The organism is Xanthomonas sp. JL1 (assembly GCF_038405005.1).
In genome coordinates, this window is sequence record NZ_JBBYGR010000026.1 from 17,374 (window position 1) to 28,960 (window position 11,587).

The 11,587-nt window shown below is 65.2% G+C and carries 5 protein-coding genes and 4 pseudogenes; 8 read left to right on the forward strand and 1 reads right to left on the reverse strand.

What is annotated here, in order from left to right; all coding sequences use genetic code 11:
* The first annotated feature begins 313 nt into the window (after positions 1 to 313).
* The 8 genes and pseudogenes from accD to WJW29_RS05865 form a co-directional block, all read left to right on the forward strand.
* Positions 314 to 1,201, forward strand: a complete 888-nt coding sequence (gene accD, locus WJW29_RS05830; RefSeq protein ID WP_011259760.1) for an acetyl-CoA carboxylase, carboxyltransferase subunit beta — start codon at positions 314 to 316, stop codon at positions 1,199 to 1,201.
* Positions 1,198 to 1,833, forward strand: a pseudogene (gene glmM / locus WJW29_RS05835) (phosphoglucosamine mutase); the annotation flags it as partial. The gene accD and the pseudogene glmM (WJW29_RS05835), both read left to right, overlap by 4 nt.
* Positions 1,829 to 5,584: a type III secretion system effector avirulence protein AvrBs3 gene (gene avrBs3 / locus WJW29_RS05840; protein ID WP_115840170.1), complete on the forward strand. Its 3,756-nt coding sequence runs from the start codon at positions 1,829 to 1,831 to the stop codon at positions 5,582 to 5,584. The pseudogene glmM (WJW29_RS05835) and the gene avrBs3, both read left to right, overlap by 5 nt.
* Positions 5,584 to 6,303: pseudogene (gene glmM / locus WJW29_RS05845) on the forward strand (phosphoglucosamine mutase); the annotation flags it as partial. The gene avrBs3 and the pseudogene glmM (WJW29_RS05845), both read left to right, overlap by 1 nt.
* A gap of 122 nt (positions 6,304 to 6,425) precedes the next feature.
* Positions 6,426 to 7,364, forward strand: coding sequence for a 2-oxoglutarate and iron-dependent oxygenase domain-containing protein (locus WJW29_RS05850; RefSeq protein WP_011259758.1), 939 nt, complete (start codon positions 6,426 to 6,428; stop codon positions 7,362 to 7,364).
* Positions 7,365 to 7,573: 209 nt separating this feature from the next.
* Positions 7,574 to 8,248, forward strand: a complete 675-nt coding sequence (locus WJW29_RS05855; RefSeq protein WP_011409066.1) for a hypothetical protein — start codon at positions 7,574 to 7,576, stop codon at positions 8,246 to 8,248.
* Positions 8,245 to 10,611: an EAL domain-containing protein gene (locus WJW29_RS05860; RefSeq protein WP_011259756.1), complete on the forward strand. Its 2,367-nt coding sequence runs from the start codon at positions 8,245 to 8,247 to the stop codon at positions 10,609 to 10,611. The genes WJW29_RS05855 and WJW29_RS05860 overlap by 4 nt, the downstream gene beginning before the upstream one ends.
* A pseudogene (locus WJW29_RS05865) lies at positions 10,557 to 10,688 on the forward strand (DUF3034 domain-containing protein); the annotation flags it as partial. The gene WJW29_RS05860 and the pseudogene WJW29_RS05865, both read left to right, overlap by 55 nt.
* 2 nt (positions 10,689 to 10,690) lie before the next feature.
* Here the strand turns inward: WJW29_RS05865 and WJW29_RS05870 are convergent.
* Positions 10,691 to 11,477: pseudogene (locus WJW29_RS05870) on the reverse strand (IS481 family transposase); the annotation flags it as partial.
* Between the last annotated feature and the right edge of the window lie 110 nt (positions 11,478 to 11,587).

An 11,587-nucleotide genomic window follows, 5' to 3' on the forward strand; every position in this document is an offset into this window, starting at 1 on the left:
CAACGTCTCGCTCTCACCAGGGCGAGACGGCACAGCTTGCGCGCCGCCGGCGCGCGTGCCTTGGAACGCGCGCGGCAAGCGTGAGCTGGGGGGGCACGGAGCGCAGCCACGTGCACCCAACCCACTGCGCTGCATCAACAATGCGACGCAGCAGCCCGCGATCCGTTTCGCAGAGAGACCTGCCAGACACGCCCCGAAGTATCTGCGCCAGATCCCGCATTCATGACGCCCGCTACCTTGGCATTCCCACGGCGCGTTAGACTGTCGTCCCTCTGCGGCCCGCCAGGCCGCCCTGCATGGATTTCATACACGCATGAGCTGGCTCAGCAAATTGATGCCTTCCGGCATCCGCACCGAAAACACTCCGGCCAAGAAGCGCAGCGTCCCCGAGGGCCTGTGGGAAAAGTGCAGCAATTGCGGCAGCGCGCTGTACGGCCCGGAACTCGAAGAAAACCTCGAGGTGTGCCCGAAGTGCGACCACCACATGGCGATCCGCGCGCGCGCGCGCCTGAATTCGCTGTTTGACCCGGACACCGCGACCACTGAAATCGCCGCCCAGCTCGGGCCGGTCGACGTGCTCAAGTTCAAGGACCAGAAGCGCTACGGCGAACGCATCAAAGCCAGCCAGAAAGCCAGCGGCGAATACGACGCGCTGATTGCCATGCGCGGCACGCTCAAGGGCAACCCGTTGGTCGCTGCTGCGTTCGATTTCGCCTTCATGGGCGGCTCGATGGGGTCAGTGGTTGGCGAGCGCTTTGCGCGTGCAGCCGAAGTGGCGTTGGAAGTCGGTTGCCCGTTCGTGTGCTTTTCCGCCAGTGGCGGCGCCCGCATGCAGGAAGGCCTGTTCTCGCTGATGCAGATGGCCAAGACCTCGGCGGCGCTCGGCCGCCTGCGCGAAGCCGGACTGCCGTACATCTCGGTGCTGACCCATCCCACCACCGGTGGCGTGTCGGCCTCGTTCGCGATGCTGGGCGACATCAACATCGCCGAGCCGCATGCGCTGATCGGCTTTGCCGGCCCGCGCGTGATCGAGCAGACCGTGCGCGAAACGTTGCCGGAAGGCTTCCAGCGCTCCGAATTTCTGCTCGACCACGGTGCCATCGACCAGATCTGTGACCGCCGCGAGATGCGCAACCGCATTGCCGAGCTCACCGCGATGATGATGCGTCAGCCGCATCCGCAGGACGCTGACGCCGCATGAGCGCACGCAAGTACTTTGGCACCGACGGCATCCGCGGTCGGGTCGGGCAGGGCGTGATCTCGGCCGATTTCGTGCTGCGCCTGGGCAATGCGCTCGGCCGTGTACTGACCCAGATCCGTGGCAAGCGGCCGTTGGTGTTGATCGGCAAGGACACCCGCATTTCCGGTTACATGTTCGAAGCGGCGCTGGAAGCCGGCTTGGTTGCTGCAGGCGCTGACGTGCAGCTGATCGGCCCGATGCCGACGCCGGCCATCGCGTTCCTGACCAGCACGCTGCGCGCCGACGCGGGCGTGGTGATCAGCGCCTCGCACAATCCGCACTACGACAACGGCATCAAGTTCTTCTCCGCCGAAGGCGAGAAGCTCGACGACGCCACTGAAGCGGCGATCGAAGCGGCGTTGGACGCGCCGTTCCACACGGTGGAATCCGAGCGTCTGGGCAAGGCCATCCGCACGCGCGATGCGATCGGCCGCTACATCGAATTCTGCAAGGCCAGCGTGGCGCGTGGTTTCACCCTCAAATGGCTGAAGATGGTGCTGGACTGCGCACATGGCGCTACTTATCACATCGCCCCCATGCTGTTCCGTGAGCTGGGCGCAGAGGTGGTGGTCATCGGCGCCGCGCCGGATGGATCCCATTCGTTCGCGCACGCCAAGTCCTGCCCGCGAGCTTCTGCCCGGACCCCAACCGGATAGGGTTCAGCCGACTGCAGATCGGGGGGGGGCTCCGCCTGCTGGCGGCCCCCTGGATGGCTTGCCCGCTCGGCGGACGATGTCCCGGACCCGGCTGCCATCTCCCCCTGCGCCCTCGCCTGCGTTCTCGGCGGGCAGCTTCAGCGATCTGCTCCGTCAGTTCGATCCGTCGCTTCTTGATACATCGCTTCTTGATTCGATGCCTGCCGTCGGCACGCCGCATACAGCGGCTGCCCCAGCAGAGTGGGATGAGGTGCAATCGGGTCTGCGTGCAGCCGATGACCCGCCACCCACCGTGCGTGTCGCTGTCACTGCCGCGCGGCCGCCGCGCGCTAAGCCGGCCCCGCGACGGCGTGCGGCGCAACCCTCCGACGCTTCGCCGGCCGCGCAGGTGGATCTACGCACGCTCGGCTACAGTCAGCAGCAGCAAGAGAAGATCAAACCGAAGGTGCGTTCGACAGTGGCGCAGCACCACGAGGCACTGGTGGGCCATGGGTTTACACACGCGCACATCGTTGCGCTCAGCCAACACCCGGCAGCGTTAGGGACCGTTGCTGTCACGTATCAGGACATAATCAGGGCGTTGCCAGAGGCGACACACGAAGACATCGTTGGCGTCGGCAAACAGTGGTCCGGCGCACGCGCCCTGGAGGCCTTGCTCACGAAGGCGGGGGAGTTGAGAGGTCCGCCGTTACAGTTGGACACAGGCCAACTTCTCAAGATTGCAAAACGTGGCGGCGTGACCGCAGTGGAGGCAGTGCATGCATGGCGCAATGCACTGACGGGTGCCCCCCTGAACCTGACCCCGGACCAAGTGGTGGCCATCGCCAGCAATATTGGCGGCAACCAGGCGCTGGAGACGGTGCAGCGGCTGTTGCCGGTGCTGTGCCAGGCCCATGGCCTGACCCCGGACCAGGTCGTGGCCATCGCCAGCCATGGCGGCGGCAAGCAGGCGCTGGAGACGCTGCAGCGGCTGTTGCCGGTGCTGTGCCAGGACCATGGCCTGACCCCGGACCAGGTGGTGGCCATCGCCAGCAATATTGGCGGCAAGCAGGCGCTGGAGACGGTGCAGCGGCTGTTGCCGGTGCTGTGCCAGGACCATGGCCTGACCCCGGACCAGGTGGTGGCCATCGCCAGCAATGGCGGCGGCAAGCAGGCGCTGGAGACGCTGCAACGGCTGTTGCCGGTGCTGTGCCAGGCCCATGGCCTGACCCCGGACCAGGTGCTGGCCATCGCCAGCCATGGCGGCGGCAAGCAGGCGCTGGAGACGCTGCAGCGGCTGTTGCCGGTGCTGTGCCAGGACCATGGCCTGACCCCGGCCCAAGTGGTGGCCCTCGCCAGCCACGATGGCGGCAAGCAGGCGCTGGAGACGGTGCAGCGGCTGTTGCCGGTGCTGTGCCAGGACCATGGCCTGACCCCGGCCCAGGTGGTGGCCATCGCCAGCAATAGTGGCGGCAAGCAGGCGCTGGAGACGGTGCAGCGGCTGTTGCCGGTGCTGTGCCAGGACCATGGCCTGACCCCGGACCAGGTCGTGGCCATCGCCAGCAATGGCGGCGGCAAGCAGGCGCTGGAGACGGTGCAACGGCTGTTGCCGGTGCTGTGCCAGGACCATGGCCTGACCCCGGACCAGGTGGTGGCCATCGCCAGCCACGATGGCGGCAAGCAGGCGCTGGAGACGGTGCAGCGGCTGTTGCCGGTGCTGTGCCAGGACCATGGCCTGACCCCGGACCAGGTCGTGGCCATCGCCAACAATAACGGCGGCAAGCAGGCGCTGGAGACGGTGCAACGGCTGTTGCTGGTGCTGTGCCAGGCCCATGGCCTGACCCCGGACCAGGTCGTGGCCATCGCCAGCAATGGCGGCGGCAAGCAGGCGCTGGAGACGGTGCAACGGCTGTTGCCGGTGCTGTGCCAGGACCATGGCCTGACCCCGGACCAGGTGGTGGCCATCGCCAGCCATGGCGGCGGCAAGCAGGCGCTGGAGACGGTGCAGCGGCTGTTGCCGGTGCTGTGCCAGGACCATGGCCTGACCCCGGACCAGGTCGTGGCCATCGCCAGCAATGGCGGCGGCAAGCAGGCGCTGGAGACGGTGCAGCGGCTGTTGCCGGTGCTGTGCCAGGACCATGGCCTGACCCCGGACCAGGTGGTGGCCATCGCCAGCCACGATGGCGGCAAGCAGGCGCTGGAGACGGTGCAGCGGCTGTTGCCGGTGCTGTGCCAGGACCATGGCCTGACCCCGGACCAGGTGGTGGCCATCGCCAGCCATGGCGGCGGCAAGCAGGCGCTGGAGACAGTGCAGCGGCTGTTGCCGGTGCTGTGCCAGGACCATGGCCTGACCCCGGACCAGGTCGTGGCCATCGCCAGCCACGATGGCGGCAAGCAGGCGCTGGAGACGGTGCAGCGGCTGTTGCCGGTGCTGTGCCAGGACCATGGCCTGACCCCGGACCAGGTGGTGGCCATCGCCAGCCACGATGGCGGCAAGCAGGCGCTGGAGACGGTGCAGCGGCTGTTGCCGGTGCTGTGCCAGGACCATGGCCTGACCCTGGACCAGGTGGTGGCCATCGCCAGCAATATTGGCGGCAAGCAGGCGCTGGAGACGGTGCAGCGGCTGTTGCCGGTGCTGTGCCAGGACCATGGCCTGACCCCGGACCAGGTGGTGGCCATCGCCAACAATAACGGCGGCAAGCAGGCGCTGGAGACGGTGCAGCGGCTGTTGCCGGTGCTGTGCCAGGACCATGGCCTGACCCCGGACCAGGTGGTGGCCATCGCCAGCAATGGCGGCGGCAAGCAGGCGCTGGAGAGCATTGTTGCCCAGTTATCTTGCCCTGATCCGGCGTTGGCCGCGTTGACCAACGACCACCTCGTCGCCTTGGCCTGCCTCGGCGGACGTCCTGCCCTGGATGCAGTGAAAAAGGGATTGCCGCACGCGCCGGAATTGATCAGAAGAATCAATCGCCGCATTCCCGAACGCACGTCCCATCGCGTTGCCGACCTCCCCGAACGCACGTCCAATCGCGTTGCCGACCTCGCGCACGTGGTGCGCGTGCTTGGTTTTTTCCAGAGCCACTCCCACCCAGCGCAAGCATTCGATGACGCCATGACGCAGTTCGGGATGAGCAGGCACGGGTTGGTACAGCTCTTTCGCAGAGTGGGCGTCACCGAACTCGAAGCCCGCTGCGGAACGCTCCCCCCAGCCTCGCAGCGTTGGGACCGTATCCTCCAGGCATCAGGGATGAAAAGGGCCAAACCGTCCCCTACTTCAGCTCAAACACCGGATCAGGCGTCTTTGCATGCATTCGCCGATTCGCTGGAGCGTGACCTTGATGCGCCCAGCCCAATGCACGAGGGAGATCAGACGCGGGCAAGCAGCCGTAAACGGTCCCGATCGGATCGTGCTGTCACCGGCCCCTCCGCACAGCAATCTTTCGAGGTACGCGTTCCCGAACAGCGCGATGCGCTGCATTTGCCCCTCAGCTGGAGGGTAAAACGCCCGCGTACCAGGATCGGGGGCGGCCTCCCGGATCCTGGTACGCCCATCGCTGCCGACCTGGCAGCGTCCAGCACCGTGCTGTGGGAACAAGATGCGGCCCCCTTCGCAGGGGCAGCGGATGATTTCCCGGCATTCAACGAAGAGGAGCTCGCATGGTTGATGGAGCTATTGCCTCAGTCAGGCTCAGTCGGAGGGACGATCTGAACGGGCTCAATATCAATGCCGGTGTCGGCTCAACGCATATCGACAATCTCGCCGCCAAGGTGCGCGAGTACGGTGCGCATCTAGGCATCGCCTTCGACGGCGACGGCGACCGTGTATTGATGGCCGACGACCAGGGCAACCCGGTCGATGGCGACGATCTGCTGTATGTGCTGGCGCGCTCGTGGCAGGCCAGTGGCCGGCTGACAGGCACCGTGGTGGGCACCTTGATGACCAATTACGGTCTGGAACAGGCATTGGCTGCGCTGAACATCCCGTTCCAGCGCGCCAAGGTCGGCGACCGCTACGTGCATCAGGCCCTGGTCGAAGGCGGCGGCACCTTGGGTGGCGAAACATCCGGCCATCTGTTGTGCCTGGACCGCGCCACTACCGGCGATGGCATCGTCAGTGCACTGCAGGTGCTCGAAGCGCTCGGTCGCGATGGGCATAGCTTGCGCAAGGCGCTCAGCAGCCTGAGCAAGGTGCCGCAGAAGACCGTCAATGTGCGCCTGGATGGCGGTGCGGCCAAGGCGATTGTGGAAGCTGCCAACGTGCAACAGGCGTTGCAGCAGGCGCAGGCCGCCGTTCAAGGGCGTGGTCGCGCGTTCCTGCGCCCGTCCGGCACCGAGCCGGTGGTGCGCGTGACCGTGGAAGCCGACGACGCGCGCCTGATGCAGGACACGCTGGACCGGCTCTCGGGTGCAGTGCGTGACGCGGCGTGAGTCAATCGTCATTGGCGTGTGCGTGGTCATCGCCAAGGCCGCGACGTTTTACCTGTTGTATCGCCTGTTGATCTGACAGCAGGCTTCTCTCGATCTTTTCGACTTCCACGACAGACATCCGTATGCGCGCGCGCATCCCCACGCTGGACATCACCCGTTTGGACACCGACCGCGACGCCTTCGTTGCCGAGCTCGGTGCGGCCTATCGGCAGTGGGGCTTTGCCGGAATCCGCAATCACGGCATCGCCAAGGCCGACATCGATGCCGCCTACGAGGTGTTCAAGGCGTTCTTCGCCTTGCCGGAAGCGACCAAGCGTCGCTATCACGTGGAAGGCAGCGGCGGCGCGCGTGGCTATACCGCGTTCGGTGTGGAAACTGCCAAGGATTCCAAGCACTTCGATCTGAAAGAGTTCTGGCACATTGGCCGCGAGATTCCAGACGATTCGCCGTACCTCGCGGTGATGCCGCCAAATCTGTGGCCCAGCGAGGTGCCTGGCTTCCGCGAGCGCGGTTACCAGCTGTACCAACAACTGGACCAGTTGGGCTCACGCGTGCTGTCGGCGCTGGCGCTGCATATCGGCTTACCGCAGGACTACTTTGTCGACAAAACCAACAACGGCAATTCGATCCTGCGGCCCCTCCATTACCCGCCGATCACCAGCGACGGCATCCCCAACGTGCGTGCTGGTGCGCATGGCGACATCAACTTCATCACCTTGCTGGTCGGTGCCAGTGCCGCCGGCCTGGAAGTGCGCTCCAACGATGGCGAGTGGGTGCCGTTCACTGCCGACGCCGACACCATCGTGGTCAACATCGGCGACATGCTGCAGCGCCTGACCAACCACGTCTATCCGTCCACCATCCACCGCGTGGTCAACCCGCCGGGAGAGCAGGCGCGCCAGCCGCGCTATTCGGTGCCGTTCTTCCTCCACCCCAATCCTGATTTCCTCATCGACGTGCTGCCATCGTGCATCAGCGCCGATAACCCCAGCCATTACCCAGAGCCGATCACGGCGCATGGCTTCCTGGAAGAGCGCCTGCGCGAGATCAAGCTGAAGTAATCCAGCGCGTGTCGCAACGCGTGGCGCGCAGCGAACAGCCGCGCCCGCAACATGACCGGTGACGATTGCCACATTTTCATTCAGAGAATTCCGCTCGCGTCTGGTTAAAGATTGCGTTCACTCACGCCGATAACCCAGTCTGATCCCTAGCGCGACGTCGGGCTCGCCTGGCGCCCGCTGCCGATTGCACGAGGTGAGGGCGCATGCGGATGCGGTGGTTCAAGCGGATAAGTGTGGTCTGTCTGCTGTTGGCGTCTGCCGCCGCAGGGACGGCTGCTGCGGCGTCGGTCACCGTGACCGTCGCCGACGCCAGTGGTGTGCTGGTCGATGCAGTGGTGAGCCTGGAACCTGCGCGGCCGGTTGCGCCGAGCGCGGGCAAGACCGTGGAAATGGACCAGATCAACTCGCAGTTCGTGCTGGCAGTGCGCACCGGGACTCTGGTGCGCTTTGCGAACAACGACCAGATTCGCCATCAGGTCTACTCGTTCTCGCCGGTCAAGCGCTTCGAACTGCCGCTGTTCCAAGGCACCACTGCTGCGCCAGTGCGTTTCGATCAGCCTGGCCTGGTCACCATCGGCTGCAATATCCACGATTCGATGCAGGGGTACATCGTGGTGCTGGAGACACCGTACTTCGGCAAGACCGGCAGCGATGGCCGTGCCCAGCTGGAGGCGCCTGCGGGCAACTACACGTTGCGCGTCTGGCATCCGCGCATCAAGGGCGCTGCCAGCAGCGAGCCGTTGGTGATCGCGCGCGATGCGGTGCAGCGTCGCGTCACCTTGCAGACCACCGGCACTGCGCCGGTGGTGGCGCCACCGGATGCGCGCGCGCGCGCGCTGCAGGACAAGTTCCGTAACGCCGACCCGAAGAAGCCGCGCCCATGAGGTCGATGCGCCTGCATACCCGCATCGCGGCCTTGCTGGTGCTGGTCGTGCTTGCCACACAGGCGCTCACATTTTTTGCCGTGCAGGTGGCCACCGAGCGCAGCGTCAAGGCGCAGCTGGGCGAAGAGCTGGAAATCGGGCAGGGGGTCTGGCAACGCATCAACGTGCGCCGCGACGAGCAGTTGCTGCAGTCGGCGTTGGTGCTGGCCGACGATTTCGGGTTCCGTGCGGCCGTCGCCAGCGGCGATGTGCCGACGATGCAATCGGCCTTGCGCAACCACGCCGCGCGCATGTCGGCGCAAACCGCGTTATTGCTCTCGCCGGATGGCGAATTCTTGACCGGCCTGGCTGACGTGCCGCAAGCCGAACAACTGCGTGCGGTGCAGGCATTGCTGCAACAGGCGCAGCGCGATGGACGCGCAGTGGGTGTGGTGGCGCTGGATCAGCGCATCGTGCGCTTGGCGGTAGTGCAGGTACTGGCGCCGAACCGGGTCGGCTGGATCGGGATCGGCAACGAATCCGGCGACGGCCTGGCGCAGGATTTCCGCAGCACCACCGGGCTGGATGCCACCTTCTTCACCGATGGCCCGCCGCTGCGCGTGCTGGCCTCCACGATGGCGCCATCGGCGCGCGCCGAATTTGCGCAACAACTGGCCGCGGCGAAGAAGCTGCCGGCTGTATCGATCCCGTTGACGTTGGGCCAGTCGCGCTATCTGGTCAGGCTGCAAGCGATCCAAGGCGACAGCCACATGCGGGTCGCGTTGCAGGCATCGCTGGATCGCGTTGTCGCGCCGTATCGCGTTCTCAAGCTGCGCATCCTGCTGCTGGCCGGGTTAGCCACTGTTGCCGCACTGGTTGTGGCGATTTTTCTCGCACGCAGCGTGAGCAAACCAGTCGCACAACTGGTACAGGCCGCGCGGCGCATCCAGCGCGGCGATTACTACACCGCCGTGCAGGTGCCGCCTGGCCGCGAACTTGCCGAGCTGGCCGACAGTTTCGGGCGCATGCAGCACCAGATCGCCAGCCGCGAGCAGCACATCCTGCATCAGGCCCGCCACGACGCCTTGACCGGCCTGCCCAACCGGATCTGGTTGCTGGAGCGGTTGAAGGAGGTGGTGGAGCAGACCGTGGCAGCCGGAGGCACCGCCGCGGTGCTGATCCTGGATCTGGAGCGTTTCAAGGAACTTAACGACAGCCTGGGCCACGACTTCGCCGACCAGGTGTTGGTGGAGGCCGGTCGCCGGTTGGTGGAGGTCGTGCAGGAGCCCAATCTAGTCGGTCGGCTGGGCAGCGATGAATTCATGGTGGTGGTGGCGCAAGCCGATGCGGTCAGCGTGCAGCAGGATGCGCAGCGCCTGCTGCTGCAGCTGCGTCGCCCGCTGGTATTGCCGCAGGCGCGTATTCAGCTCGAAGCTAGCATCGGCATCGCGCTGATTCCCGAGCATGGCGCCGATCCGGATACCTTGTTGCGCCGCGCCGATATCGCGCGCCGCCAAGTCGGCACCACAAGCGCCATTGGCGCCAGCGTCTATCGCCTGGGCCAGGACGAACAGCATCTGCGGCGTTTGCGTCTCACTGGCGATCTGCGTCAGGCCATTGGCGCAAACGAACTCACCTTGCGCTTCCAACCCAAGATCTGTCTGCGCAGCGATCAGGTCGAGCAGGTCGAAGTACTGGTGCGCTGGCATCACCCGGTGCTCGGCCCGATCGGCCCGGACGAATTCATTCCGCTGGCCGAGCACGCCGGCGTGATCCACCCACTCACCCGCTTCGTGCTGGACGAAGCGCTGCGCTGCCAGGCGCAATGGCGCGAGCAAGGGCTAGTGCTCGGCATGGCAATCAATTTGTCCGCGCTCGACCTGTCCGATCCCGGCTTGCCCGACTTCGTGCGCGGCCGTCTGGAGCATCACGCCGTGCCGGCGCAGTCGGTCACGCTGGAATTGACCGAAAGCGCCTTGATGCGCGATGTCGAATTCGCGCTGCACATGCTGCATCAGTTACGCGGCGTGGGCGTACGTCTGTCCATCGACGACTTCGGTACCGGCTATTCCTCGTTGGCCCAACTCAAGCGCATGCCGGTGAACGAATTGAAGATCGACAAGAGTTTCGTCATGCAGTTGGCCGAAGGCACCGACGATGCCTTCATTGTCCGCAGCACGATCGATCTAGGGCACAACCTGGGCCTGAGCGTCATCGCTGAAGGCGTCGAGAACGCCACCGCGCTGGCGCTGTTGCGCGGTTACGGCTGCGACATGGTGCAGGGCTATCTGTATTCGCCACCGCTGGAAGAGGCGCCGCTGGTGGCCTGGTGCATGCGCCAACTCGGCATGACCTCGGCGGCGCACGCAGGTGTGCAGCGATGAGCGTGCATCAGCGTGTTGTCGTGATCGCTGCATCCGCTGCCAGCGCATTCGCGCCAGTGCACGCACTGGCCGGCGACTGTGTTTTGAGCACATCGGCGATGCGCCCGTTGAATCGCTCCGCCATGCCATTGGTTCTGGGCGTCCTGGGCTTGGTCAGCCGGTGTTCGATGCCCAGTTCCTGGCACAGTTGATCGAACTCGTGGTCGCCACTGGGCTCACGCTCCTTGCTGGCAAACAGGCGGTCCGTGAACTCCTTGCCATTGTCCGGTCAGCAGTTTGTTGATCTTGATCGGACAGGCCTTGTGCAGTGCGCTCAGAAAGGCCTTTGCATTGGCCGCTGTCTTGTTGGTTTTGCACTGCACGAACACCCAGCGGGTGGCCCGGTCGATGGCCACGAACAGATAGCGCCGTTGCGATTGGTCCTGCATCTGGGGCAGGTACTTCACATCCATGTGCACATAGCCGGGCGCGTAGCTCTTGAAGGCCTTGTGGGCGACAGCAGGCTCCCGGGGCTTGAGGTCGTTGAGGTTGCCAGCCCCATGTCGGCGCAGGCACCGGTCCAGGCCCGAGCGAGAGACATCGGCACAGATGAATTCCCGAGTGACCGCCAGCAAGTCATCCAGGGGCAACAACAAGGTGCGGCGCAAGTGGAGTACCACGCTCTCTTGTGCGGGCGTGAGCACCGTCTGCAGGCGATGGGCTGTGTGCGAGCGATCTCCGAACACATCGCGCTTCTTCCACTTGTAGACCGTCTGGTCGGTGATGCCAAAGCGCTGGGCCAGCACGCTGGCGGTTTCATTACTGGCTGCTATCTCGGCGCGCACGGCGGGTGTGGTGCGGGCGTTCTTGTGCAGGGCTATCAGCATGGCTTGGCTCCCGGAGTCCATTGCAGGGACTCTATCAACTCCTGCAAGACGACTTGGGCCATGAAGAGTGGATAGCGTTTGGGATCTATGCCATCGTCCGGGATGCGACA